A 26,535-nucleotide genomic window follows, 5' to 3' on the forward strand; every position below is an offset into this window, starting at 1 on the left:
AAAACTAGACGTGCACGGCGGCGCGCACGCGGCCGGCGTTGCCGAATACGCGCAGGTAACGCTCGACCTCGGAGGGGATACCGGTCGCCTTCTCGGGATTGTCTGAGAGTTTCACCGCCGGCCTGCCGTCGACCGAGGTTACCTTGCAGACGATCGAGATCGGGTCGAGGTCGGCGGAACCGTCAGGCGCGCAGCCGACGAAGTCATTGGTGAGGTTGGTGCCCCAGCCGAAGCTGATGCGAACGCGGCCGGCGAAATGCCTGTAGCTTTCCTCGATTGAATCGACGTCCATGGCGTCCGAGAAGACCAGGAGCTTCTCCCTGGGATCGCGGCCCTTCTGCTTCCACCATCTGATGATCTCCTCGCCGGCCGCGATCGGCGGCGCGCTGTCCGGGCGAAAGCCGGTCCAGTCGGCGACCCAATCCGGCGCGTCGCGCAGGAACACCCTAGTGCCGAAGGCATCGGGGAGGGCGACCAGCAGGTTGCCGCCATAGGTATGGCGCCACTGGTCGAGGATGGCGTAGGGCGCCCAGCGCAGCTCTTCATCCGAATTGGCGAGCGCCGCGGCCACCATCGGCAGCTCATGGGCATTGGTGCCGATCGCCTCGAGGTCGTTGTCCATTGCCAGCAGCACGTTGGAGGTGCCGGTGAAAGACGGCCCGAGTCCCTCCTTCACGGCCTCGACGCACCAGCGCTGCCAGAGGAAGCCGTGGCGGCGGCGGGTGCCGAAGTCCGAAAGCTTTAGGCCGTCGAGCTTGCGCAGGCGCTCGACCTTGGCCCAGAGCTTGGCCTTGGCGCGGGCATAGAGCACGTCGAGCGCGAACCGGCCCTGACCCTTCATCGCCGCGCGCGAGCGCAATTCGTTCAGGATCGCGAGCGCCGGGATCTCCCACATCGTGGTGTGGGTCCAGGGCCCGTGGAAATGCAGTTCATACTGCCCATCGACCTTGTGCAGTTCATATTCGGGCAGGCGGAAAGTCGAAAGCCAGTTGATGAAATCCGGCGAGAACATCTGGGTCTTGCCGTAGAACGTGTTACCGGCGAGCCAGATCAGTTCCTTCTTGCTGAAGCGGATGGTGCGGGCGTGGTCGAGCTGGGCACGCAGCTCGACCTCGTCGATCACCTCGGCAAGCCGGACCCGGCTGGTGCGGTTGATCACCGAAAAGGTCGTGCGCGTGTCCGGGTAGAACTCCCGGATCATCTGCAGCATCAACAGCTTGTAGAAATCGGTGTCGAGCAGGCTGCGCACGATCGGGTCGAGCCGCCAGCCATGGTTGTAGGTTCGGGTTGCAATATCGGTAAACGTCATGGCGGAACCTTAGCGTGCCAAAAGCTGCCCAACCAGTGGATTGTGGCAGTGGTTCTGGCAGGGCAGCTCAGCGTGTTCCCTGTCTGATCCTGCCAGCGGTCGCCTCGATGCCGGTCCAGGCCGGCTTGTTCGGAGCAAACCGCCGCCGGAGATAGGAAACGAGTTCGGCGACCTGGCCGTCTGTCATGCTGTCCTTGAATCCGGGCATATAACCGAGGTCGCCGGTCGCGGGTTCGCGGATGCCGTGCAGGATCACCTGGATCAAATTGTCCGGCACCGCGCTGTGCAGATTGCTGTTCAGGGACAGCGAGGGCCGGCTGCCGAACAGAGGCGGTCCGCCCACTTCGTGACAGACCGCGCAGGCGCCCTGGTAGAGGCGGGCGCCGAAAGAGGCGGGGACAACCGCGCTTGTGGCCGTCGCATGTTCGAGCTTCACAGCGATCGCTTCCTGCGCCGGCCCGTCAATGGCGGTCTCGTTCAAAGAGCCGAGATAGACGGCCATGGCGCGGATGTCACGGTCTGGCAGTGCGGCCAATTCCTTCACGACCGGCGCCATCGGCCCGGCCGCCACGCTATGGAAGCGGGATTCGCCGGTCCGCAAATAGGCGTAGAGCTCGTCCTCACTCCAGGGGATCGGCGCATTTGACAGCGACGTCAGCGCCGGCGCTTCCCAGCCCTCGGCAAAGCCGCCGGCGAGGTAGGCATTCTTCAGTTCGGCGCCGAGTGCGTTGCGCGGCGAATGGCAGGCGCTGCAATGGCCGAGACCTTCGACCAGATAGGCGCCGCGATTCCACATCTGCGACCTGGTAGGATCGGGCTGGAACGATTTCGCCTCGTGGAACAGCGCATTCCATCCGGCGAGCAGCGGGCGCAGGTTGAACGGAAACTTCAGTTCGTGTTCCGGCGTCATCGCGCGCACCGGGGCCTGCGCCATCAGGTAGGCATAGAGCGCCTGCAGGTCGGCGTCGGTGGCTTTGGCAAAATGGGGGTAGGGGAAAGCCGGATAGAGATGCCGGCCGTCGCGATGGATGCCTTCGCGCATCGCGCGCTCGAAGGCCGGATAGGACCATGCGCCGATGCCGGTCTCGACATCGGGCGTGATGTTGGTCGCGTAGATGATGCCGAACGGCGTCTCCAGCGCCCGGCCGCCGGCGTTGAGCGTTCCGTCCGCTGCGGTATGGCACACCGCGCAGGCGCCGAGCGCGGCAAGCTCCTTGCCGCGGGCAATGGTCGCGGCCGAATAGACCGATGCGTCAGGACGCGCGATCGGCGCAATCGCGCGCCACGGCAGCACGGCCGCGCCGATGCCGACGACGGCCGCACATACGGCGGCGATACCGGCAAGCACGCCGGTGCGTCTCACGAACGGTTTTTGCCATTTCTCTGATGGAGCAGGCAGTGGTGGCGCCAGCGCAGGTGGGGCAGTCGGTTCCTCGCCGTGCAATCCCTTCAGGATACGTTCCGGCGTGAACGGCAATTCGCGGAAGCGCACGCCGGTGGCATCATAGATTGCGTTCGCGATGGCGGCCGCGCTCGGCACGGACGCGGATTCGCCGACGCCGAGGGGCGGCTGATCCTGCCGCGGCAGCATCAGCACATCGATCTTCGGAAGCTCGGGGAACTTGATGATGGGGTAGGCGCCCCATTCCCGTGCCGTCACCGCGCCGCGCTCGAAGGTGACTTCCTCCATCAGCGCGCGGCTGGTCGACTGGATGACATTGCCCTCGATCTGATGGCGCACGCCGTCCGGGTTGATCATCAGGCCGGAATCCTGCCCCGCCACCACGCGCGTCACGCTGACGTCGCCGGTCACTTTGTTGACCGCGACATCGGCGATCCATGCCGACCATGCGGCGCCATAGCCCGGGAACTTGCTATGGACGTAGAGCGCATAGGCAAAGCCGCGCCCGCGCACGATGTCGTCTTCCGCGACCTTCTCCTCGCGCACCGGGCGTGGCTTCCAGCCGGCGCGCTCGGCGACCGCGTTGACGAGATCGATGGCGCGCTTGTCCTTGAGGTAGCGCAGCCGGTATTCGATCGGATCGACGTGAGCCTCAGCCGCGAGCTCGTCGATATAGGATTCATGCGCGAAGGTGTTCGGCAGCGCCGAGACGCCGCGGAACCAGGAGGCGCGCACGATCGGCGGCATGTCGTGGGCGACCACGCGCATGTGGTCGTAGTCGTATGGCGGGATCGCGGTGCGGTCGCCCATCTCGAAGACAGCAGGCGTCGGCGCAATCCTCCCCGTGAGCAGCAGCGCGAGCGTCGGCGCGCCGTTCGAGGGATAGCGCGTGGCAAAGTCGTAGGCCGCTAGGCTGCCGTCCGCGTTCAGGCCGCCATTGACGTCCATCAGCTGCGCGGTGCCCTTCGGCTCCCAGGCGTGCTCCTGCTCGCGCGTCAATTGCACGCGCACGGGACGGCCGACCGCGCGCGAGAGCAGGAGCGCGTCCGCCGTGACGTCGTCGGCACAGTTGCGGCCATAGCAGCCGGCCGCCTCCATCCTGATCACCTCGATCTCTGTCTCCGGCCGCTCGATCAGCAGGGCAAGGTCGCCACGAAGCATGTGCGGGTTCTGCGTGCCCGACCAGACCCGGATCGCACCGTCGCGATAGTCCGCCACCGCGCAGGACGGGCCGATCGAGCCATGCATCTGGTACGGCCACAGGTAAGTTCGCTGCATCGGCTTCGCGGCGCCCTTGATCGCGCTATCGACATCGCCTTTGTCGAGCAGCGTGCGCGGCGTCGAAGGATTGGCGCGCAGCGCCTGCTCGACGTTATCGAGACTCGTCAGCGTCGGCGCCGGCTTCCAGGCGACCTTCAGTTGCGCCGCCGCCTTGATCGCATTCTCCTCGCGCTCGGCGACGACGCCGACGAAATCGCCGATCCGCACCACCGCGACGAGGCCCGGAATGTTGCGCACCGAGCTTTCATCAACTGCAATCAGGCTGGTGCCGACGAACGGTCCGGCGTCGACGCCGGCATAGGGCGGGCGCACCACGCGGCCGTGCAGCATGCCGGGCACGCGTACATCGTGGACGTAGACCAGTTCGCCGGTTGCCTTGGCCGGAAGATCGACGCGCGGCACCGAACGCCCGACGACGGAATAGGCATCGACAGTCTTCACCGGCACATCGTCTGCCAATTCGAGCCGGATCGTCTCGTCAGCGATCAACTCGCCATAGGTGACGCTGCGATTGTCCTTGCCGCGGATCAGGCCGTCCTCGACTACGAGTTCGTCGCTCGATAGGTCGAGCCTTTCGGCCGCACGCGCGGCCAAAAAGAGCCGCGCCTGCGCCGCCGCCTTGCGGAGCGGCACCGCCGATATCTGCATGGTCTCGCTGGCGATCGTCGGACCCTGGTTGGGCGTCTGCGAGGTGTCGCCGAGCACCACGACGACGCGCGCAAAGGATACGTCGAGCTCTTCGGCGACGACCTGCCCGAGCGCGGTGCGGATGCCGGTGCCGAGATCGACATGGCCGTTATAGGCGGTGACAAAGCCATCCGCCGTGATCTTGATGAAGGTCTCGAACGCGCCGTTCGCATCCGATCGCTGAACGACGGAGAGCGACCCCTGCGGCCGCGCGGGCTTGTCCTGCGAGACCATCAATCGCGTGCCTCGAGCTCGTGGCCGGCCGCGCGCATCGCCGCGCGGACGATCTCGATATGCGCGCCGCAGCGGCAGAGATTGTAGCGCAACGCTTCCAGTATCTCGTTTTCGGTCGGACGCGGATTGCGCGTAAGCAGCGCCTTGGTCGTGATGATCATGCCGTTGAGGCAGTAGCCGCATTGCGCGGCCTGCTCGGCGATGAAGGCTTGCTGCACGGGATCTGGATGTTCGCGCGTGCCGAGCCCTTCGAGCGTCACGATGTCGCGCCCGGCGCAGCCATCGATCGGGATCACGCAGGATCGCGCCGCGACGCCGTCGATCAGCACCGCGCAGGCACCACATTCGCCGAGTCCGCACCCATATTTCGGTCCGTTCAGTTCGAGATCGTTGCGCAGCACGTAAAGCAGTGCGGTGTCCGGAGCGGCGTCGACATCAACAATCCTGCCGTTGACGGTCAGGCGCATCGGCTCGTGGTCCCCTAAGGCTTCTATGAGCGTTTCGATGATTGCATTGCAAAATCATCGATCGCAAAATCAGCGATCGATGGCATCGGAGGATAACGTTTGTGTACAAACGTGCAAGCCGTCAGCAATTTGCTGCACTGCGTTGCCCGCTTTCTGGACAAAGCGAGCAGGCAAATGAGGTTTTATTCGGCAGGTGTGGTTTTTCGCGATTGCACCCGCTTGACAGGGTTACAACCTGCGCGCAGGATCATTCGTATACGAACGATATCCCCGGTGATTGATGTCCCCGGGGAGATGATAACGCCGCCTCCCAACACCAGGCTTGTTCGCGATGGCCGACGTTGCCGCTTCTGACAAGATCCGCTGCGATGCCTGTCCGGTGATGTGCTACATCAAGCCGGGCGCGGCGGGTGCCTGCGACCGCTATGCCAATCATGATGGGAGACTGGTGCGCGTCGATCCGCACATTGTGCTGTCGCGCGCGCTCGAGCATGGCGGGCGCGTTGTGCCGTTCCAGGCGAGCGGCGACTGGGACGGCAAGATCGTCCACCAGGGCGATATCTTCGTCACCGCGATCGGCGCCGGCACCACCTATCCCGATTACAAGCCGGCGCCCTTTATCGTGTCGTCGGAAATCGACGGCGTCGACATGGTCACGGTCGTGACCGAAGGCATCTTCTCCTATTGCGGCGTCAAGGTGAAGATCGACACCGACCGCTATCTCGGCCCTGAGACCGCAGCGGTGCGCGCAGAGGGCGAGGTGGTCGGGCATGTCACGACAAGCGAATACGGTTCGCAGATGCTGTCGCTCGGCGGCGTGCATCATCTGACCGGCGGCTCGAAGAAGGAGGGCCGCGTCACCTGCGATACGCTGATGGATCTGTCCAACTGCAAGCCGGTGGAACTTACGATTGACGGCGGCGCCACCGTCGTGGTGCAGGCCGGCCAGGCGCCTGTTGTCAACGGCGTGCAGGAAGAGCGCATGCGCGTCGGCTGCGGCTCGGCCACCATCGGCATGTTCGCCAAGCAGTGGCACGGCAAGGTCGACGAAGTCGTTGTGGTCGATGACCACATCACCGGCGTGCTCTCGGAGCACCAGGCCGGCAAGCTATTGGATATTCCCGACACTGGCATCAAGATGAAAGGGCGTCGCTCGACGCCCGGGCGTTATTTCCAGGTCGCCGAACCCGGCACCGGCTGGGGCGGCACCAAAATCTCCGATCCGCTGTCCGTGCTCGGCCCGTTCGATCCCAAGGAGGCGCGGCCGGGGCTGACCATGCTGATGGTCTCGACCACCGGCGAACACGCGGCCTATTACGTGCTCGACGAGGCGCTGCGGCCGGTCGAGCAGGAGATGCCGACCGAGCTGAAATTCTCGGTCGAGCGCATCCAGGAGAATTGCGAGCCGGCGCTGTGCACCGTGCTGTTCATGGCCGGCGCGGGCGGCTCGCTGCGCGCCGGCGTCACCGATAACCCGGTGCGGCTGACGCGGTCGGTGAAGGAGGCGCTGACCCGCGTCACCAGCGGCGGCGCACCTGTCTATGTCTGGCCCGGCGGCGGCATCACCTTCATGGTCGACGTGATGCAGATGCCGATAGGGGCATTTGGTTACGTGCCGACGCCGGCGCTGGTGGCGCCGATCGAGTTCACGCTCAGACTTTCCGACTATGCGGCGCTCGGCGGCCACATGGATTACGTGCGGCCGCTGTCATCGCTCCGCGACAGCGCCGAGATCCGGCCCATGCTCTTCACTTCGGGGAGGCGACCATGACGAGACGTCCGCAAATCGCGCTTCTTCCTGATGGCAAGCGGCTGCATTTGCAGGACGGACCGATCGATCTGATCGTGGAGGCAACGGGAAGCGAGACTGCCGTGCGCGCAGCCTATGACGCCGCCGTGTGCCGCTTCACCGGCCTCCTGGATGGGCTGTGCATGGAGCTCGGCGAATTGCGCAAGGCGGCCCATCCGATGCACTGCGCGCTCACCGGCGTCATCGCGCGCCGCATGCATGCTGCGGTGGCCCCGTTCGCCGCCGATCGCTTCATCACGCCGATGGCTGCGGTCGCGGGCGCCGTGGCGGAGGACATCCTCGGCGCGATGCTGGAGGCAGCATCGCTCGATCGCGCCTATGTCAATAATGGCGGCGACATCGCCCTGCACCTTGCCGGCGACGAGCATTTTACCGTCGGCCTGATCGACCGTCCCGACAGCCATGGCCTGATGCAGACCATGGTGATCCACGCCGATGATCCCATCCGCGGCATCGCCACCAGCGGCCGTCTCGGGCGCAGCTTCTCCTTCGGCATCGCCGATGCCGTCACCGTGCTGGCGCGGACTGCCTCGGAAGCCGATGCCGCCGCGACCGTCATCGCCAACGCCGTCGATCTGCCCGGGCACCCGGCGATTATCCGCCGCCCGGCAAACGAATTGCAGCCCGACAGCGACCTCGGCCCGCGCCTGGTGACGCGGCAAGTCGGCACATTATCGGCTCGCGAGATCACCGATGCCCTTGAAGCGGGTGCGGTTTGCGCGCGAGAATGCCTCGCGGCAGGATTGATCGAGGGCGCGGCGCTGCGCCTGTTCGGCGAAACGGCGATCGTGCGGGCGCGTGCGCTTGAGGTACCGGAATCGCAACTCGTTCATGAATGCGCGATAGAGACTACGCGGGCCTGATCAAACAGGGCCGAAAGCAACAGGGCGGAAACCGATGAGTGCCATCATTCGCAAGATCGTCACCGTGGTCGAGGAGACCCACATCGAGATGGGCAAGACCATCGCCCCGCCGACCCGGCGCGCGGCGGCGATCGCGGTGATCGAGAACCCCTTTGCCGGCCGCTATGTCGAGGACCTTTCGCCCCTGATCGCGATTGGCGAGGAACTCGGCGACTTGCTGTCGAAACGAGCGGTGGCGGCGCTCGGCATCGAGGGCTCCAAGGCGCATTCCTATGGAAAGGCCGCCGCCGTCGGCGAAAACGGCGAGCTCGAACATGCGGCCGCGATCTTGCATCCCAAGATGGGCGCGCCCGTCCGCGAGGTCCTGAGTAAAGGAGCCGCATTGATTCCATCCTCGAAAAAGCGTTCTGGTCCGGGGACGACGCTGGATATCCCGCTGGGGCACAAGGATGCGGCTTTCGTGCGGAGCCATTTCGATGGCATGGAGGTACAGATCAATGACGCGCCGCGGGCCAACGAGATCATGGTCGCGGTCGCCGTGACCGACTCTGGCCGGCCGCTGCCGCGCGTCGGCGGGCTGACGGTCGCGGAGATCAAGGGCGAAGACGGTTTGAGATAATTTTGTTGGACATCGGAGGGTAAGGGATGCGGAATTATTTGATTGGGGCGGGGTTCGCGGTGCTGGTGGCGGGCATGGCGAATACTGCCATGGCCCAGAGCGAGATCAAGATCGGCGAGATCAACAGCTATTCGCTGTTGCCCGCCTTCACCGAGCCTTATCGCAAGGGCTGGCAGCTCGCGGTCGAGGAGATCAACGCGAGCGGCGGCATCAACGGCAAGAAGCTGGTCGTCATCTCCAAGGATGACAATGGCAAGCCGGCGGATGCACAGACCGCGGCCAACGAGCTGGTCTCCAGCGAGAACGTCGCGATGCTTGCCGGCACCTTCCTCTCCAATATCGGGCTCGCCGTCTCTGACTTCGCCAACCAGAAGAAGGTATTCTTCCTCGCCGCCGAGCCGCTGACCGATGCCATCACCTGGTCCAAGGGCAACCGCTATACCTTCCGCCTCCGTCCCTCGAATTTCATGCAGGCGGCGATGCTGGTTGAAGCCGCCGCGAAACTGCCGGCCAAGCGCTGGGCCACCATCGCGCCGAACTATGAATACGGCCAGTCCGCCGTTGCCGTGTTCAAGAAGCTGATGTCGGAGAAGCGTCCCGACATTGTCTGGGTCGACGAGCAGTGGCCGCCGCAGGGCAAGATCGACGCCGGCCCAGTGGTGCAGGCGGTTGCCGCCGCCAATCCGGAAGCGATCCTCAACGTCACCTTCGGCGCCGACTTGGTCAAGCTCGTGCGCGAAGGCAACACGCGTGGCCTGTTCAAGGACCGCGCGGTGGTGAGCTTCCTGACCGGCGAGCCGGAATATCTCGATCCGCTGAAGGACGAGACCCCGGAAGGGTGGATCGTCACTGGCTACCCCTGGTACGATATCAAGACGCCGGAGCATGAGGCGTTCCTGAAGGCCTACCAGGCCAAGTTCAAGGATTATCCGCGGCTCGGCTCGATCGTCGGCTACCAGACCATCAAGTCGGCGGCGGCGATCCTGACCAAGGCGAACTCGACCGATCCGGAGAAGCTGATCGCGGCGACCGAAGGCCTGTCGGTGCCGTCGCCGTTCGGCGAGATCACCTTCCGCAAGATCGACCACCAGTCGACGCTCGGTGCTTACGTCGGCAAGACTGCGCTGAAGGACGGCAAGGGCGTAATGGTGGAGTCCTCCTACAAGAAGGGCTCCGACTATCTGCCTGCCGATGCCGAGATCGAGAAGCTCCGGCCGAAGGATTGATGCGGATAAAGCGGGGCCTCATGGTTCGAGACGGCGCTTCGCGCCTCCTCACCATGAGGCGCTCGGAGCCTGTCCCGGGGCTCTGAGGCCTCTGCGAATTCAGACCTCATCCTGAGGAGGCCGCAGAGCGGCCGTCTCGAAGGATGGGCCACGCACTCAGAACGAAGTCACGCAGCTAACTCCAACCTGGACCGCCGATGGCCTTTTACGTCGTTCAGTTCCTGACCGGACTTGCCAGCGCCGCCTCGCTGTTCCTGGTCGCCTCGGGGCTGTCGATCATCTTCGGCGTGACGCGGATCGTGAACTTCGCGCATGGCGCCTTCTACATGCTCGGCGCCTACATCGCCTTCACATTGACTGAGCGCTTCTCCGGCGCGCTCGGCTTCTGGGGTGGCATCGTTGTCGCCGCACTTGTCGTCGCCGTGGTTGGCGTGCTCGTTGAGATGGTGCTGCTGCGGCGCATCTATCATTCGCCCGAGCTGTTCCAGTTGCTCGCGACCTTCGGCCTCACGCTGATGGTCCAGGATCTCGTCGTGCTGATCTGGGGCCCGAGCGACCTCGTCGGCCGCCGCGCACCGGGCTTCAAGGGCGCGGTCGATTTCTTCGGCCAGAACATCCCGAGCTATGACCTGTTCCTGATCGTGCTCGGCCCTGTCGTGCTCGGCATCCTCTGGCTGCTGTTCCAGCGCACGCGCTGGGGCGTCCTGGTGCGCGCGGCGACGCAGGACCGCGACATGGTCGCAGCGCTTGGCGTCAACCAGAAATGGCTGTTCACCAGCGTGTTTGCGGTCGGCGTCTTTCTCGCCGCGCTCGGCGGCGCGCTGCAGATTCCGCGCGATGCCGTGCATCATGCCATGGATTTGCGCATCATCGTCGATGTGTTCGTCGTCGTCGTGATCGGCGGCCTCGGCAGCATCACCGGCGCCTTCGTCGCCGCCGTGTTGGTCTCCGAGCTCAACGCCTTCGGCATCCTGATCTTCCCGAAGATCTCCATCATCCTGGTCTTCCTGGTGATGGCGGTGGTCTTGATCGTCCGCCCGTGGGGCCTGTTCGGCAAGCCGGAGGCGCCGGCGCGCCGCACGCCGGGCCTCACCGTCAATCCGTGGCGGCCCTGGACCTCGAACGAGCGATTGGCCGCGCTCGCCGCGCTGATCGTAGCTGCGGCCTTGCCGTTTTTCGCCGGCAATTACGCGCTCACCGTCGGCTCGGAGATCGCGATCTTCGTGATCTTTGCGGTCAGCCTGCATTTCCTGATGTCGGTCGGCGGCCTCGCCTCGTTCGGCCATGCCGCCTATTTCGGCCTGGGCGCCTATGGCGTCGCCTTCCTCGCCAAGCTTGCGGGGTTGCCGATGATCGTGTGCCTTGCGCTCGGCCCGCTATTAGGACTCGTCGGCGCCGCCGTGTTCGGCTTCTTCGCCGTGCAGCTCTCCGGCGTCTATTTTGCGATGCTGACGCTCGCCTTCGCCCAGATCGTGTGGTCGATCGCCTTCCAATGGGTGGCCGTCACCGGTGGCGATAACGGCATCCTCGGCGTCTGGCCGGAGAAATGGGCGGCGAGCCCATCGCACTTTTACTGGCTCTCGCTTGGCATCGCCGCGCTCGCGGTCCTGATCCTGCGGATCATCGTGTTCTCGCCCTTCGGCTTTGCGCTCCGCGCCACGCGGGATTCGCCCCTGCGCAGCGAGGCTGTTGGCATCAACGGCAAGCGCATCCAGTGGACCGCATTCGTGATCGCGGGCACCGTGGCCGGCCTCGCCGGCGCGCTGTTCGCGTATCTGAAAGGCAGCGTCTTTCCTGACAACATGGGCATCTCGCTCTCGGTCGATGCGCTGGTCATGGTGCTGCTCGGCGGCGTCGAGACGGTGTCCGGCGCCGTGGTCGGCGCCATCGTCTACAAGGCCTTGAACATCTGGCTGGTCAGCCAGACCGATTGGTCGAAACTGGTGCTCGGTGCCTTCATCGTGCTGATCGTCGTCGCCTTCCCGAAGGGCATCGTCGGCACGCTGCAGTCGATCCTCAGCCGCCGTCGCAAATCGTCATCATCGAACTCGCCGCTTCTCGCCTCGCGCATCGAGACCGCCGAATGAGCATGGTCCCCACATTGCTGTCGGTCGAAGGCCTGACCAAGTCCTATGGCGGCGTGCACGCCGTGCGCGGCGTCTCGTTCGAGCTGCGCGCCGGCGAGATCCTGGCGCTGATCGGTCCCAACGGTGCCGGCAAGAGCACCTGTTTCGATATGCTCAACGGCCAGAACATCCCGGACTCCGGCCGCATCACGATCCTGGGCGAGGACACCGCCGGCAAGAAGCCGCGCGCGATCTGGCGGCTCGGCGTGGGTCGCACCTTCCAGATCACCGCGACCTTTCCCACCATGACCGTGCGGGAGAACGTGCAGGTCGCGCTTGTCTCGCACCGGCACCAGCTTTTCAATGTCTGGAGCTCGACGCCGAATTTCGCGCGCGAGGAGGCAGGCCGGCTGCTCGATCTCGTCGGCATGGGCGCCTATGCCGAGCGTCCCTGCGGCGAGCTCGCCTATGGCGACCTCAAGCGGCTCGAGCTCGCGGTTGCACTCGCCAACCAGCCGAAGCTGCTCCTGATGGACGAGCCGACCGCCGGCATGGCGCCGCGCGAGCGCATCGACTTGATGCGGCTCACCGCCACGATCGCACGGGAGCAGTCGATCGGCGTGCTCTTCACCGAGCACGACATGGACGTCGTGTTCGAGCATGCCGACCGCATCCTGGTGCTCAATCGCGGCAGCCTGATTGCCGAGGGATCGCCTGAGGAAGTCCGCGGCAATGCGCAGGTGCGCGCCATCTATCTCGGCGAGGGCCTGGTCTATGACGCGCGCCACCGCGACGGAGCGCACGCATGAAACTCCAGGTCAAGGATCTCAACAGCTTCTATGGTCCGGCGCACATCCTGTTCGATATCGCGCTCGATATCGGCGAGGGCGAGGTGGTCGCGCTGCTCGGTCGCAACGGCGCCGGCAAGTCGACGACGTTCCGCTCCATCGTCGGCCTGGTCGAGAACCGCTCGGGGCGCATCGTGTTCGAGGGCAGGGACGTTTCGCGCGAGCCGACGCACGCGATCGTGCGGGGCGGGCTCGGCTATGTGCCGGAGGAGCGGCGCATCTTTACTGACCTGACGGTCGAGGAGAATCTCGAGGTCGGCCGTCAGCCGAAGCGCGCCAACGCGCCATACTGGACGCGCGAAAAACTGTTCACGCTGTTTCCGAATCTCGGCGAGATGCGGGGACGCGCAGGCGGGCGCATGAGCGGCGGCGAGCAGCAGATGCTGACGATTGCGCGCACGCTGATGGGCAACCCGTCGCTGGTGCTGCTCGATGAGCCTTCCGAAGGCCTGTCGCCGAAGATCGTCGAGCAGATGGTCGACGCGATCCTTGCCATGAAAAAGGAGGGCGTGAGCATCGTCGTCTCCGAGCAGAACCTGCATTTCGCGCGCCTGATCTCGGATCGCGCCTATATCATCGAGCGCGGCCGCATCTGCTTCGGCGGCACGATGGCCGAGCTCGATGCGCGGCCCGATATTCGGGACGCGCATCTGTCGCTGTGATGGGCGACGGTGGGAGATTCAATAATGGCCAGGAATGGAGGCGCGAAACGCAACCCGAAGCCGCAGAAGATCAGCTACGTTCTGGACGAGCAGATCGGCTTCTTGCTGCGCCAGGTGTGGCAGCGCCACGCCACCATCTTCGCGCGTGAGATCGGCGTCGAGCTAACCTCGCCGCAATGGGCGGCGCTGTCGAAGCTCGCCGAGACCGGCTCGTGCTCGCAGAACCAGCTTGGCCGGCTGACAGCGATGGATGTCGCCACCATCAAGGGCGTCATCGACCGCCTCACGGCGCGGGGCCTGACCGAGACCAGTTCCGATCCTGAGGACGGCCGTCGTTTGCTCGTCAGCCTGACCCGCGCGGGCCAGCAGACGGTCGAAAAAGCCGCGCCGAACGCGCTGGCGATCACCAAGGAAACGCTGGCGCCGCTCGATGGCAAGGAGCGCGAGACGTTGATCGCGCTCCTGAGCAAGCTGCGCTGAAGCGTCCAGAGTCCGCCGGATTGTCGGCGGAACAAAACCCGGCGGCTGACATTGCTAAGGTTCAAGAGGCGGGCAGAGGAACCAACAGGAGTTCCCCCAATGAGGATGAATTGGCTTTACACAACGGCAATCGCCATGACCATCGGCGCCGGCGCGGCCATTGCGCAGGCGCCGGATCAATCGCAGAGGCGCGAGGAGAGCCCTCGCGCACAGGCGCCCACGGCTCAGTCGAAAGACATGGATCGTTCGGGCGCCCAATCCAGGGAAACCGAGCGCTCGGGTGCGGCGGCCGACCACGCGAAGGAGCGCACTCAATCTGAACAGAGGGGCGGCGCCAGGGACATGCAGCGCGGTGAGAGCCAGTCGCCGGGTGAGCGAAGCAAGCAGGCTCAGGAGCCGCAAGGACGTGAAAGCAAGGAGCCGACCCGGCAAAGCCAGGATCAGGATCGTCGCGAACGACCGCCAGCCAGCGCGTCGCAGCAGCAGAGCAAGGAAGATCAGCAAGGTCGCAACGCCAAGGAAACCACCGAGCAGCAGCGCGGTCGCGAGGACCGCACTGGACGTGACCGCGCGCAGGACACCAGGCAGCCTGCCGATACCAGGCAGCAGAGCCAGCAGCAGATGGACCGCGACCGCAGGGATCAGCGCGATCAGGCGGCCCAGCCCTCCGGCACATCGACCCAGCAGCAGAGCTCACGGCCGAGCGATACTACGCAGGACCAAGGCACCAAGACGGGCCAGGCCTCCGGACAAGCCGGTCAGCGCGCCGCCAATGTCAATGACGACCAGCGCAAGCAGATCGTGGATCAGCTACGGAGTGATCGAACGGCAACCCGGACCTCCAATGTGAATGTCAATATCGGCCAGCCGTTGCCGCCGAGCATCCAGCCTCACCGGCTGCCGGCAGACATCGTGCGGATTGCTCCGCAATATCGCGACTACGATTACACGCTCGTCGACGACAGGGTCGTGATCGTCGATCCGCGGCGGCACGAAGTCGTCGACATCCTCGACGAAGGGCCGGGCTATGGCGGGGCCGCAGCCTATGGCCGCGAGCGCATCGTCATCAGCGACGACATGCGCACGAGGTTCAGGGAGTTGGCGCGCGGGCCTTCCACTACGGTCGGCTCGACGACCTCGTCGGGCGGAGCGTCGGCATCGAACTGCCTGTCGCTGCAGCCCGTGCCAGAGGAGATGGTGCGCAGCAATGCCGAGCTCAGGAACTATCGCTATCTCGCTGTCGGCGACCAGATCGTGCTGGTCGATCCGCAGCAGCAGAAGATAGTGCAAGTGATCGAGTAGGCGCGCCCACACCCCGTCATTCCGGGGCGCGCGTAGCGTGAGCCCGGAATCCATTTTGCCGCGCACTCTGCGGCGAGATGGATTCCGGGCTCGATGCTTCGCGATGCCCCGGAATGACTCCGGAGCGGTTACCGCCCCACAATCTCCGGCACTTTGCCCGCCGGCGGCGTATTCCTGCTGCGCTGAGTGCGGACAATGCCGTCGATGATGGTCATGCCGATACCCGGCAGATCGCCGAGCTGCACGCTCTCCAGGATATTCTTGCCTGGCGAATGCTGCGCCTTGTCCATCAGCACGAAATCCGCCGCGCGGCCGACTTCGACCAATCCGCAATCCAGTCCGCGCATCCGCGCGGTGTTGCCGGTGGCGAGGCAGAACGCGATCTCTGCCGGCAGTTCGCCCAGCGAGGACAGCATCGAGACCATGCGCAAAATCCCGAGCGGCTGCACGCCGGAGCCGGCGGGCGCATCGGTGCCGAGGATGACGCGGTGAAGATCACCCATATCGCGCGCGATGCGCAGCGTGTAGAGCGCCGATCGCTCATTGCCGTTGTGAACCAGTTCGAGGCCGCGCTTGCAGCCCTCGCAGATGCAGCGGATCTGGTCGTCCGGCAGGGCGGTGTGGCCGCCGTTGATGTGGCCGACCACGTCGGTATCGGCCTCCAGCACCACATCCTTGTCGATCAGGCCTGAGCCGGGGATCGAGGGGCCGCCGGTATGGATCGTGCTCTGGATGCCGTATTTGCGCGCCCATCCCACCATCTTCCGTGCGGTCGGGCCGTCCTTCACGCCGCCAAGGCCGACCTCGCCGAGCAGCTTGACGCCGGCGGCGGCCATTTCCTTGAAATCCTCTTCCACCATCTCGCATTCGATCACCGGCGCGCCGGCGTGCACCTTCACGCCGCCGGGCCTCAGTGTCCAGAATGCGCGCTGCGCGAAGATAGCCATCGCCTTGAGGCCCACGACATCACGTGGCCGGCCCGGCATGTGGACCTCGCCCGCGGAGATCATGGTGGTGACGCCGCCGTGCAGATAACTGTCGATCCAGTTGATCTGGTTCTGCCGCGGCGTCCAGTCGCCCGCAACAGGGTGGACGTGGCTGTCGATCAGCCCGGGCGCCACCGTCGTGCCATTGGCATCGACGATGGTGGTAGCGCCTTCGGTGTCGACATCCTTGCCGCGGCCGATCGCGGTGATCTTGCCGTTCTCGGCCACGATGGTGTCGGCATCGAGGATCGGCCGCTCCAGCGCCCCCGACAGCAACAGCCCGATATTGCGGATCACCAGCTTGCTCGGTCCGGTCGCCTGGGGTGCATCGTGGGCCATGCTCTGTCCTTTCGCTCAGTGCTTCCGCGGTCGATTGTGCCCGCGGCGTGAGGTTCCGATCAAGCCGGATTGTTTATTAGTATACAAATGATCGTCCTTGAAAAGGCCCTCCCGCAACAACCTCCGACTTCATCCCGAGGAGCCGCGAAGCGGCGTCTCGAGAGATCGGCCACACTCTCCGTCATTCCGGGCTCGATGCTTCGCATCGCCCCGGAATGACGCCGGAGAAAAATTCAGCAGCGATTTCAATCTGATTTGCCCAGTCCACCCCTTGCGGAAAAAACATTCCGCTTTCGCCGTCGGGCAAATCAGTGATTTAACTCCGCGCGTCTCACGGCGGATGAGGGGCGGCTCGCGATCGTCACGAACGTTGCGGTGAGATGCGGTGGACGTGAGCGTCACGACTGACGAGCGAGATACTCACGGACGGCGAAGTCGTGTGGTCCTGGCGCCCCGACGCTGGCGCTAAGTTTTTCGCGCGAACACGTTCGCGCTTGAGATGACGGTGGCAAGAAAGCCCGGTCACCGAGGAGAGCACGAAGGAAACCGTAAAACCATCGCGCGGGGAAAATAAATAGTCGCGTGAAGCTGGGTGGAGCCGTGTGAAGTTTCCAACTCATTGATGAGTCACACGATCTCCTCATAAGCTGCCACAGGCCTCTTTGGGGCTTCACACACACAATCGCGACACTTCCCGAGAACGGAGACACGACGATCATGGCGCGCAAAGTCAAGCACGGTCCATTCGAGACCCGCAGCGCACGACTGAACAAATTCACCATCCGCCGGCGGCCGTACAGCGGGCCATCGCTCGCACGCGGCGTCCTCTTGATGTATCGCCGCAACAAGACCAACGGCACCTGGGTGATGAAGGTCGCCGACGGCCACGGCGCCTACTGGACCAAGGCCTTCGCGCTGGCCGACGACTTCGAGGACGCCGACGGCAGAACCGTGCTGACGTTCCATCAGGCGCAGGAGCGGGCGAAGGAGCTGGCGCGCGGCGGTGACGGCGCCGACGGCGTGCTGATCACGATCGACGGTGCGCTGGCTGACTACGAGCGCGATCTGACCTCGCGCAATGCCAACGCTTACAACGCCCAATGGCCGCGCGTGCACCTCACCAATGCGCTGCTATCGAAGCCGGTGGCATTGCTGACATCCACCGAGCTGCGGACCTGGCGCGACGGCCTGCTCGGCACCATGGCGGCGTCGACCATCAATCGGCTCTGCGCTTGTTTGAGCGCTGCGCTTGAACAGGCCACGCAGCACGACAAGAGGATTCAAAATCGCGACGCCTGGGCGATCGGCCTCGCCGCTCTGCCAAATGCGGAAGTGCCGCGCAACATCATCCTCAGCGACGACAAGGTGGTCGAATTCGTCGCTATCGCCTACAGCCTCGATGACAAGTTTGGGTTGCTCACCGATGTGCTGGCGAACACTGGGGCGCGGCCGAGTCAGGCCAGGCGGCTGCGCGTCGGGGATCTGCACGATCACCCGCTGCGCCCGAAACTCTCGATGCCGAAGAGCGGCAAGGGCGGCGGCAAGAACCGCGCCGAGAAAAAACGGGAGCGCTACTCGGTGCCGATCACCGTGCAACTGGCGGCCCGATTGAGAAAGGTCGCGAGAGGTCGGGCCGACGATACGCCGCTGTTGTTGCAAAGCGACGGCAACCCATGGGGCGACAATCCCGGCGCGAGCTATCACCGCGAGGTCAAGAAGATCGTCACCGCCATTGGAGCCGATGTGGCCGCGACGATGTACGCGCTGAGACACTCGTCGATTGTCCGCATGTTGAAGAGAAACATTCCGATCAGGCTGGTGGCGTCGCTGCACAACACCAGCGTCAACGAGATCGAGCGGACTTATTCGCGGCACATCACCGAGCACGCCGACGACATCGCGCGCGCCGGGCTGCTGTCGGAGCCCGCGCCTGCCGGAGACAACGTCGTCGCACTGGTGCTGTGAGAGGTGATAGGCCGCAAGCCGATAGCGCCAGATACTACAAGACGGGCAGCCAAAAAAATTCTTTGTAGGGAGCACGAGCAGCACGTAAGCTAGCCATCAGCGCGGATAGGGTAGCTCCCGAGAAGCCGGCTCGCACCGCCGGTTTCCGCGTGCCTCACGGTGCTCGCGAGGTGCGCGCGAATGGATGACGATTTCGTACCCGAGGGATACGTGCCCTTGAAGTCCGCTATCGAACAGCTCGCAGAGGCGCGGCAGACCTCCATCAAATCAGCTCAAGTCGAGATACGGGCTAAACTGCACAGCGGCTTGATCCGGGCTGCCGTCTTACGGCCGGACACTGGTGAGTTGTCCGAGATCCTCTCCCGCTGCTGGGCGACCGAAACTGCCTTGCGCTGGTTCGAAAGCGGTACATGCCTGTTGCCGGACGAGAACGGCGAGGTCAGGATTACGACCGAGCGGTTCGACTTGTTTTACCGACCGGAGAACGCGCCGATCTTCGTTGTCGAAGGCGATCTCCACCGCCCGCTGGGCGACCATCGCCAGCAAGATCCAAACAGCCAGAAGCAATCGAGCGGTGGGCCGTCGAGCGCAGCTTCTATCGCCCCGAGCGAGCAAGCTTTGCTCCGACAATTGGTGCGGGAAATCCATAAGCAGCTGTGGCCGGACGGCTTCAAGGGACGAGCGAAAGAGCGCGATAAAGCCATCCAGGAGAAATTCGAGCAGCTGAATAAGAAGCCTCCCGCCGTCAGGACCATCCAGCGGGCGCTAAAGGGCGAATAGGACCAATTGCGACAATGGCGGCTGTCGCGACTTGTCGTCAGTTGTCGCAGATTGTCGCGAGTTGTCGCTATCGACAACACACCTTCGGCCTCATGTAGGAGACGCAATTCGCGTCCTCCTACGGGGTTTCTATTATGCCGAAGTCACCGCATCTATCGCCACGTTGCCAAGCGGCGTCGGCCCCTCACCCCCCAGAGGAGTCGAGCATGCCGAAATCCCGCACCCAGTTCGCTGCTGTCGGGCCGCCGCCGCCGCGCCTGGCTCTCTCCATTCTGGAGTTCTGCGACGCGCACGGGATCTCCGAGGGATTCTACTACAAGCTGAAGAAGCGGGGTCAGGGGCCGCGCGAGATGCGGCTCGGCAAGCGGACTCTCATCACGATTGAAAGCGCGGCCGAGTGGCGTCGCGAGCGCGAACTCGCCAGCGCAGCCGAGGCCGCGAAGGCCGCAGCCGAGCGCGAAGCCGCCAGCAAGGCCGACTGGGCGATGGCCGAGAACCCCGCTCGCCCCGAAGGCCGCGCCAAAGCGAAGCCTGCGAAATCCGCCCGCGGTCAGCGCGAGGAAATTAACGCCTAACGCGGACCAGGAACGATTTCGAACGCCCCGCTCATACAGTGGGAAAACGGAGTTGGAAATGCCGCGCTTCTGGTAGCGCGGAAGCCTAAGGGAGGATCCGTAAAACGCGAAGCGCTCGCTCTGGACGGCGGGCGCCTTGCAAAACCAGAAACCCCGGGGCGCGAGACTTCCGAAGGGCGTCACAGAATGCGGTTATAGCCCTTCGCTTTTCGCCCGTCCACGGGTTTGCCTCGCCTGCGCTGTTGGAGCCGCGCCGGGGGCAATCACACAACGGAGAGAAAATCAGAATCACGCGCCCCGCCTGGGGCGCGAACGAGGGCGTGCGTCCAATGAACAAACAACATCGCCGGATGCTCGAGGAGCTGCAAAAGCTGGTCGACAAAGCCTGCGACTCCGACCGCCTCTTCTTCGAGCGCAAGCGCGACCGGAAGCACCGCATCCGGCGCAGTCACCGTGCTGAGATCTTGCAAAATCATCTGCTCAGCCGCGGCAAGTTCGACAGCCGCCTGCCGTCGGGCCTCGCCTGGTTCACAATCGTGAAATGCCTCTGCGCCGGCGTGAGGCTGCGCGCCTTTGTGCCTTTCGTAGAGAATGCTGCTGACACCGACCTCGTTCCCGAGGCGCATTGCCGCGAGCTGTTCGAGGCGATGGCCGAGCGAGATCCCCGCATCCGGCAAGTCGAGCTGCAACTGCGAGCGGCGGCGTGCGGGGAGGAGCGGTTATGAACGAAAACCCGCCCACGCACGACTGGGCCACGAACATCAATGCCATTTTGCGCTGAGCCCGCAAGGAGTTCGGAGGATCGAACATGATGCACGGCAAGCCCGACCGTCCGGTCACGCTGCAGGGCGACCTTCGCAACCTCCCGCCAGCGCTCGATCCGCTAAAGGCGCTACCCAATTGGGTGTGCTGGCGCTGGGAATGGAGGGTCGACAAGAGGGGCATTGGCAAGTGGACCAAGCCACCACTTCAGCCCAAGAACCCGACCAGCTACGCCAGGAATAACGATCCGACGACCTGGGGCACCTATGAGCAGGCGCTCGCTGCGTTCGAGGCCGACAAATGCGACGGTATCGGATTCAATCTGTCCGGCACCGACATTGCCGCCTTCGATCTCGACAATACCCGTCACCCGGCAACGGGAGACATCGTGGCGGAGGCCATGGCCTATGTCGATCGCGCGACCTCCTACACCGAGATCTCGGTCTCAGGCACGGGCTTGCACGTCATCGGCTTTGGCTGCGGTGGCGCCAAGATGCACCGCAAGCAGAAGATCCCCGGAAGCTCCGTCGAGGTCGAGAGCTATCGCGGCGCCGAGCGCTACATCGTCGTCACCGGCAATCCGCTGCCGGGCATTGTCGACAAGTGGCCGCACCTGGTCGACATCGGAGACGAAATCGATGCCGTCGTCGCGGAGCTTGACGGCTGCCAGAACGCGCGTGCGTCGCGGGCCGACGAACTCGATCCGGAGCAGCAAGCAGAGCAAGACAAGCAAGCCGAACTGGATGACGAGTTCGCGTACAAGCCAAACGCCGGAAACCAGAATACCGGCGATGGGTTTGGGGACGCAGGCCTGCCGGACGAGCTGATCGAGCTGATCGAGAACGGCGTCCCCCCACAGAAAGATCTCAGCGCCGCGTTTCATCGCGCGGTCTGCTGCCTGGCCGACTGCGGCTGGTCGGCGGAGCGCATCGAAAGGCGCATTGCCGGCAAACCTATCGTCCCCGGGCGCTACGGCAACCGGCTCGCGCAGGAGATCGCCCGCTGCTTGCACAAGCGAAAAATCAAAGCCGAGACCGGGACCGGCGGAGCCTCGGGCAGCGCCGGGACTGCCGGCGCGCAGCAAAGCCCACCGCTCTTCGAGTTGTTCTGGCACGGCAAGACATACGATCGCGAGCTGCGCTCGTGGCTGGTCAAGGATCTGATTTTTGAAAACGGCACAGGTCTCGCATCGGGACAATGGGGCACGGCAAAGACCTTCGCCGTGCTCGACCTTGCCGCATCGGTCATGACCGCTACGCCCTTTGCCGGACGGGAAGTCATCCGGCGCGGCGGCGTGGTCTTTGTCGCCGCCGAAGGCGCCTACGAAATTCCGATCCGGCTGGAGGGCGTGGTCGAAGAGAAGCTGCGGCCGGCGGCGCTTGCGAGTGGGGTATTGGGACAGCGGGCCTCGGCCAATTTGGATTCGCTGCCTTTTGCCTGGATCGAGGACTGCCCGAACCTGCAAGACAGCGGCGATTTCGCTCGGCTCGTGGCAACCGTAAAGCAGGCGGCCCAGAACATCAGCGATCAATTCGACCTGCCGCTGGTCCTTATCATCATCGACACGCTGAGCGCGGCCGGCAATTTCAAGGACGCCAACGACGCCGCCGAAGGCCAGCGCATCATGAACCGGCTCGGCGAGCTGGGCCGGCAAACCGGCGCCTTCGTGCTTGCCGTCGACCATTTTGGCAAGGCCGTGGAAACCGGCACGCGAGGCACGTCGGCCAAGGAAGCCGCCGCCGATGTCATCTTGGCGCTGCTGGCCGACCGGGAAATCAACGGCACCATCAGCAACATGCGCCTGGCACTGCGAAAGCTCCGCGGCGGCAAGGTCGGCACCGAAACGCCGTTCGAGCTGAGGGTGGTCAACATGGGTTTTGAGACAACGTGCGTCGTGGAATGGAAGGCGGATCGAACGTCGGCGCAGACCTCCTGCGCGCCGAGGGAGCGCTGGCCGAAGTCCCTGCGCATCTTCAAGACCGCACTGGAAACGACCGTCATCGAGCACGGCGAGCCGATGCAGCCCTATGGCAACGAGGGGCCGACAGTCAGGGTCGTCCCTCTCGACACCGTCCGCTTCGAGTTCGCGAGGGCATATCCGGCGGAGGGCGATGCCAAGGCCAAGGCGGCGGCCAAGGCCAAGGCGTTCAAGCGGGCGCTGCAACAGGCACGCGAAAGGGAACTGGTCTGTTCCCGGGAGGTCGCCGGGATCGATTACGTCTGGCTGGTCGAGCCCGCCTCGGGCGGACAGGGCGGCTCGACAAGTTCCACCCACAGCTAAAGGGGACGCCAATGGACGGACAGACAGGACACTCTCTTAGTGTCCTGTCCTGTCTGTCCGTTTTTGGACAGGGACAGAGGCGGACAAATGTCCGCTTTGTCCGCCTTGTCCGATCGCCTCTCTCTCCCCCGTTCTGTGGTGTCTTGTCCTGGTCCCGGCCGGCTCGGGGATGTGCCTCGGGCAAGATCGAGGACGAAATGATCAGGAACTTCGGCGACTTGCCATCGCACCTCAACGAGACCAGCGAGCGTCCCGCGTTCGAGCAACTCGGCGAGCGTTGCCGGCCGATCGCGGGGCGTTCAGGTTGGAGGGCAGCGCGCCCTTGCAGCCATGACGGCTGCTCGGCGCCATTCATCGGCGCCGCGAACTCCTCAATTGTTCTCGCGCAATTACGTCGCGATCGTCCAGTCCGATCGTTCGTTCGCAGTGAGCCGGATCGAGTTGCACATTGATTCCGGGGTGTGCGAGCCGGTGGCGGAGGCGGCGGAATAGGGCGGACTGTTGTCGTCTCGCGCGCGTCATGGACAATGGTGACGCAGCGCTATTTTCTGGCCGCCGCTTCGCGTGCCAGTCGCTCGGTTTTCAGCCGTTCGCGATTCCTGTGAAAGGCCTCTTGCGCGAGCTGATGTTCCCGCATGGCCTGGTCTGCGTCGCGCCGACGCTCAGCCTCTCTGGCCGAGCGCTGCTCCGGCGTGGGTTTTTCACGCGGTGTGTATAAATCCGACATGCGGTTAACTCGCGACGCGATCGACAGAGACGATCATTCACTCCAAGTCCCCGGCACCATCCAGACGCAACTGGACGGTCCGTTCAGCTCGCCACCAGCGTCCTTTCCGTACCTCACGACTAAGCCGTTCCGTCTCGTGCAGAGTTCGATAGCGTAGACCATTATGCTGATCCTAATCCAATCTGGTTCATTCTCTTAGAGGGATCTAGGTCCGAGGTGGTGGACACCTTTTCTGAATTGCACGGAAGCAACTGCAATCACGAAGTGCTGAGATGCCCGCACCTCGGGTCTACAACAAGCACCATGGTGATGCCCCGGCTGAATCGATAAGTATCTGATGACATTGGAAGCGACGCTGGTATGCAAACCGCGGCCTCCGACGAGCTAAAGCGCGAGCGCCTGGCCAATCTCAGGCCGCGGCCGCGCGTCAGAGGCCTCGCCGTTTTGATATTCACTGCGCTAGCCATTGCCGCCGCACAGAGCCGCGAGGCGCCGTTTGGCTACGCCACCGAACAGTCCGTCAGAGAGGCCTGCGGAGAAAACTTAAGAAGCAAGACGGAGCCTTTGGATGCACGATGGTTCAGGATGGCGAACTGCGCGACTATAGCTGTAACAACAACCCCAAAAATGGCCATGTTGGATGCCGAGTGCTGTTTCGCGGAACGGCTCCCAAGCCGAGGACCGGGACCAGGGGACTATCCACGGACCGATGAGGGGCGCATGGAAACGCCCAGTTTCGGAGACCATCATCCAAGCTAGGAGGAGTGTGACGCCTTGACGGCGTCACCGCTCCACTCCTCCCATCCATAGGCATAGGCACCGCAAACACAAGGAGGACGAATATGAATAACCTTGTTGAGCAGCACGAGGCATCGCCGGTCAGGACGCATAGCAGTATACTGGGTTCACACCCCAATGAGCCGGTCGGATGTCATTGAGCCAGAAACCAAAAGCCGAGGTTGCGATGACGCGATATGCAGCTGGACCCGAAGGTAAAGGTCGCGCGAAGGTCAAGTTAGCGTTCAAAATCGAGCGCTCCTGAGACTCGACCGTGACGCGGGAACTGGTGTCTGAGGGGAACCGATATGCAGGTTAAAGAAACCGTAAAAAACCCGCGCCCAGGTGATGGCACGCCCGGACCAGGGCGGCCCAAAGGCGTGCCGAATAAGACCACCGCCTTGCTCAAGGACGCGGTCCTGAAGGCGGCCGAAACCGCCGGCGGCGGCGAGCCCGACGGCCTCGTGAACTATCTCATCGTACAGGCGAAGCAGAACCCCGCACCATTCATGACGCTGCTGGGCAAGGTGTTGCCGACGCAGGTCTCGGGCGAGGACGAAGGCATTTGCGTCACCATCAGGCAGATCGTCGAGCACCACGACAAGGATTGACATCTGGCACCCGGCAAGCCAAGTCAGCAGCGACCGGACCGTATTTGAGCGCCTAAAAGCTCTCCAATATCGACAGATTCATTCGTGGTCGCGCAGGCCAAGCCGCTTCAACATTCGCATCACCGACATTGCCGACCAGGTGCCGCCGCGGGGTGCAGGCACCTTGCGCTCGTTCAGATCGTCCGCGATCTCGCGGTAGGGTAATTCCCAGCCGATCTCGTGCAGGATGTCGACCAGGCCGGCGTCACGAGCTGCTGCAGTGGCCGCGTTCCTTGCGCCCAGCCCGGGGTCACCGAGCTGCACACCACGTGCTTTTGCGGCCTGGAGAGCGTCCCTGGTGCGCTGGGCGATGGTTTCGCGCTCCTTCTCGGCCATGGCGGCATAGATGTGCAGCATGAACGGATCCACATTCCTGCCGAGCTGGGTGACTATGAACGGAACCCGCTTGCTCATCAGGTCTGCGATGAAGGCAACATCGCGCGACAGGCGGTCGAGCCTGGCGACGACGATCTCGGCCTTCAGCCGCTTGGCCGTCCGGAGCGCAGCGGCGAGCTGTGGGCGCTTGTTCAGGGCGTCCGCACCTTTGCCGGTCTCGACCTCGATGAACTCCTGGGCGATCTCCAGGCCTTCACTGGTGGCGAACTGTGTGACAGCCTTGCGCTGTGCATCCAGCCCTAGGCCTGACCGGCCCTGCTTATGCGTCGAGACGCGGTAGTAAGCAACAATCTGCGATGACATGGCGCTTCTTGTACCGTGTGAACCAGCCTCCATATGGTACAAACCCAAGTTGAAATGCAATAGCTGCGGGATCTGGGCGGGGGAACAAGGTGAGTACTGCGCCTGCTGCCCAGGCGGCACCAGGCGCCGAGCGAAACGCAGGCGCGCCAGGTGCGAGGGCCATCGGCGGGGTGGGGCATCCCCGCCCGCGGTGATGCGGGATTGAATCGCGTCAGGTACCGGTACCGGTTACTGGCACTAATTTCCCTGAGCGTTACCGCCGTTCAAATCATTCGCACCCAGCCTACTTTCGGATCGCACACTGTTGGCATCATCTACAGGTGGTTGGCGACCCGGCGATGACGGCAACGAGACGATCGACGCCAGCGTGTTCAAGCGGTGGCGTGCCGATCCAATCTATCGCCGGCCAACCTCGTCGAATGGGCACAGCGTAAGCAGGTTGATCCCGTCCAATTGCAAACTTCCGTGCGGGCTGATGATCCTCGCGTAGAGGTGCCCGACCAGTAGGCTCGCGCGAGGTGCAGGTGGTTAAGGTCTCTTTTTGGCCCTTCGCGACATGTTGCACCGCCGCGCGATCCCGGTCGCTAACAAAGCATAGCGGAAGTTGACGGGCAGCCGTCTATTGCAGAGGGCGACGGTCGTGACCCGATGTATGGTCCGGCCGCGCGTTGCAAGCGGTTTCGTCAACCTGGCAGATGCGGTCTTGCATCAATGTATCCGGCCTCTGATTGGAGCGTG

21 protein-coding genes are annotated in these 26,535 nt (G+C 64.0%); 15 read left to right on the forward strand and 6 right to left on the reverse strand.

The genetic code is table 11. The features are described 5' to 3' along the window. Positions 1 to 4 precede the first annotated feature (4 nt). The 3 genes from pncB to ACZXDY_RS16875 form a co-directional block, all read right to left on the reverse strand. Entirely contained in the window at positions 5 to 1,309 is a 1,305-nt protein-coding gene (pncB, locus tag ACZXDY_RS16865; protein WP_464346268.1) for a nicotinate phosphoribosyltransferase, read from the reverse strand. Between the two features lie 67 nt (positions 1,310 to 1,376). Further along, positions 1,377 to 4,913 carry a molybdopterin cofactor-binding domain-containing protein gene (locus tag ACZXDY_RS16870; protein ID WP_464346269.1) on the reverse strand — a complete coding sequence of 1,179 codons (3,537 nt, stop codon included), beginning with the start codon at positions 4,911 to 4,913 and terminating at the stop codon, positions 1,377 to 1,379. Next, positions 4,913 to 5,380 (reverse strand): (2Fe-2S)-binding protein, encoded by a 468-nt coding sequence (locus ACZXDY_RS16875; protein ID WP_464346270.1) that lies wholly within the window; start codon positions 5,378 to 5,380, stop codon positions 4,913 to 4,915. The genes ACZXDY_RS16870 and ACZXDY_RS16875 overlap by 1 nt, the downstream gene beginning before the upstream one ends. A gap of 331 nt (positions 5,381 to 5,711) precedes the next feature. Here ACZXDY_RS16875 and ACZXDY_RS16880 point away from each other — a divergent pair, with 331 nt between their 5' ends. The 9 genes from ACZXDY_RS16880 to ACZXDY_RS16920 all read left to right on the forward strand — a co-directional run bounded on the left by ACZXDY_RS16880 (position 5,712) and on the right by ACZXDY_RS16920 (position 15,256). Then, positions 5,712 to 7,151: a 6-hydroxynicotinate reductase gene (locus ACZXDY_RS16880; RefSeq protein WP_464346271.1), complete on the forward strand. Its 1,440-nt coding sequence runs from the start codon at positions 5,712 to 5,714 to the stop codon at positions 7,149 to 7,151. Beyond that, a complete protein-coding gene (locus ACZXDY_RS16885; protein ID WP_464346272.1) occupies positions 7,148 to 8,053 on the forward strand; it encodes a UPF0280 family protein in 906 nt (301 codons plus the stop codon). Before ACZXDY_RS16880 ends, ACZXDY_RS16885 begins: the two co-directional genes overlap by 4 nt. A gap of 34 nt (positions 8,054 to 8,087) precedes the next feature. Further along, complete coding sequence (locus ACZXDY_RS16890; protein WP_464346273.1) at positions 8,088 to 8,672, forward strand: amino acid synthesis family protein; 585 nt, start codon at positions 8,088 to 8,090, stop codon at positions 8,670 to 8,672. A 26-nt stretch (positions 8,673 to 8,698) separates the two neighbouring features. Then, the gene (locus ACZXDY_RS16895) at positions 8,699 to 9,898 is read left to right on the forward strand and encodes an ABC transporter substrate-binding protein (RefSeq protein WP_464346274.1); all 1,200 of its coding nucleotides are present in this window, start codon (positions 8,699 to 8,701) and stop codon (positions 9,896 to 9,898) included. A 197-nt stretch (positions 9,899 to 10,095) separates the two neighbouring features. Next, positions 10,096 to 11,985: an ABC transporter permease gene (locus ACZXDY_RS16900; RefSeq protein WP_464346275.1), complete on the forward strand. Its 1,890-nt coding sequence runs from the start codon at positions 10,096 to 10,098 to the stop codon at positions 11,983 to 11,985. After that, entirely contained in the window at positions 11,982 to 12,773 is a 792-nt protein-coding gene (locus ACZXDY_RS16905; RefSeq protein WP_456644031.1) for an ABC transporter ATP-binding protein, read from the forward strand. The genes ACZXDY_RS16900 and ACZXDY_RS16905 overlap by 4 nt, the downstream gene beginning before the upstream one ends. Next, entirely contained in the window at positions 12,770 to 13,474 is a 705-nt protein-coding gene (locus ACZXDY_RS16910) for an ABC transporter ATP-binding protein (protein ID WP_464346276.1), read from the forward strand. Before ACZXDY_RS16905 ends, ACZXDY_RS16910 begins: the two co-directional genes overlap by 4 nt. Positions 13,475 to 13,498: 24 nt before the next feature. After that, the gene (locus ACZXDY_RS16915) at positions 13,499 to 13,954 is read left to right on the forward strand and encodes a MarR family winged helix-turn-helix transcriptional regulator (RefSeq protein ID WP_028164318.1); all 456 of its coding nucleotides are present in this window, start codon (positions 13,499 to 13,501) and stop codon (positions 13,952 to 13,954) included. A gap of 99 nt (positions 13,955 to 14,053) precedes the next feature. Then, positions 14,054 to 15,256: a DUF1236 domain-containing protein gene (locus ACZXDY_RS16920; RefSeq protein WP_464346277.1), complete on the forward strand. Its 1,203-nt coding sequence runs from the start codon at positions 14,054 to 14,056 to the stop codon at positions 15,254 to 15,256. A 128-nt stretch (positions 15,257 to 15,384) separates the two neighbouring features. Here the strand turns inward: ACZXDY_RS16920 and ACZXDY_RS16925 are convergent, their stop codons facing one another. Then, entirely contained in the window at positions 15,385 to 16,581 is a 1,197-nt protein-coding gene (locus ACZXDY_RS16925) for an amidohydrolase family protein (RefSeq protein WP_464346278.1), read from the reverse strand. A gap of 717 nt (positions 16,582 to 17,298) precedes the next feature. On the opposite strand from ACZXDY_RS16925, the gene ACZXDY_RS16930 reads away from it, so the two are divergent. From ACZXDY_RS16930 to ACZXDY_RS16950, 5 genes are all read left to right on the forward strand, one after another. Then, on the forward strand, positions 17,299 to 18,546 hold the full coding sequence (locus tag ACZXDY_RS16930; protein ID WP_464346279.1) for a tyrosine-type recombinase/integrase: 1,248 nt from the start codon (positions 17,299 to 17,301) through the stop codon (positions 18,544 to 18,546). Positions 18,547 to 18,726: 180 nt separating this feature from the next. Beyond that, the gene (locus tag ACZXDY_RS16935) at positions 18,727 to 19,326 is read left to right on the forward strand and encodes a hypothetical protein (RefSeq protein ID WP_028164316.1); all 600 of its coding nucleotides are present in this window, start codon (positions 18,727 to 18,729) and stop codon (positions 19,324 to 19,326) included. Positions 19,327 to 19,532: 206 nt separating this feature from the next. Further along, complete coding sequence (locus tag ACZXDY_RS16940) at positions 19,533 to 19,901, forward strand: hypothetical protein (RefSeq protein ID WP_063623377.1); 369 nt, start codon at positions 19,533 to 19,535, stop codon at positions 19,899 to 19,901. Between the two features lie 350 nt (positions 19,902 to 20,251). Then, entirely contained in the window at positions 20,252 to 20,626 is a 375-nt protein-coding gene (locus tag ACZXDY_RS16945) for a hypothetical protein (RefSeq protein ID WP_028164315.1), read from the forward strand. Positions 20,627 to 20,709: 83 nt separating this feature from the next. Continuing rightward, positions 20,710 to 22,944 carry an AAA family ATPase gene (locus ACZXDY_RS16950; RefSeq protein ID WP_464346280.1) on the forward strand — a complete coding sequence of 745 codons (2,235 nt, stop codon included), beginning with the start codon at positions 20,710 to 20,712 and terminating at the stop codon, positions 22,942 to 22,944. A gap of 541 nt (positions 22,945 to 23,485) precedes the next feature. Here ACZXDY_RS16950 and ACZXDY_RS16955 read toward each other — a convergent pair. After that, positions 23,486 to 23,671, reverse strand: coding sequence for a hypothetical protein (locus ACZXDY_RS16955; protein ID WP_464346281.1), 186 nt, complete (start codon positions 23,669 to 23,671; stop codon positions 23,486 to 23,488). A 1,157-nt stretch (positions 23,672 to 24,828) separates the two neighbouring features. Between ACZXDY_RS16955 and ACZXDY_RS16960 the strand changes: the two genes are divergently transcribed. Beyond that, the gene (locus ACZXDY_RS16960) at positions 24,829 to 25,059 is read left to right on the forward strand and encodes a hypothetical protein (protein WP_349642661.1); all 231 of its coding nucleotides are present in this window, start codon (positions 24,829 to 24,831) and stop codon (positions 25,057 to 25,059) included. Positions 25,060 to 25,137: 78 nt separating this feature from the next. On the opposite strand, the gene ACZXDY_RS16965 is transcribed toward ACZXDY_RS16960, so the two are convergent. Then, positions 25,138 to 25,797, reverse strand: coding sequence for a recombinase family protein (locus ACZXDY_RS16965; RefSeq protein ID WP_464346282.1), 660 nt, complete (start codon positions 25,795 to 25,797; stop codon positions 25,138 to 25,140). Positions 25,798 to 26,535: the final 738 nt, after the last annotated feature.

The sequence above is a fragment of the Bradyrhizobium sp. LeoB3 genome, from assembly GCF_055456055.1.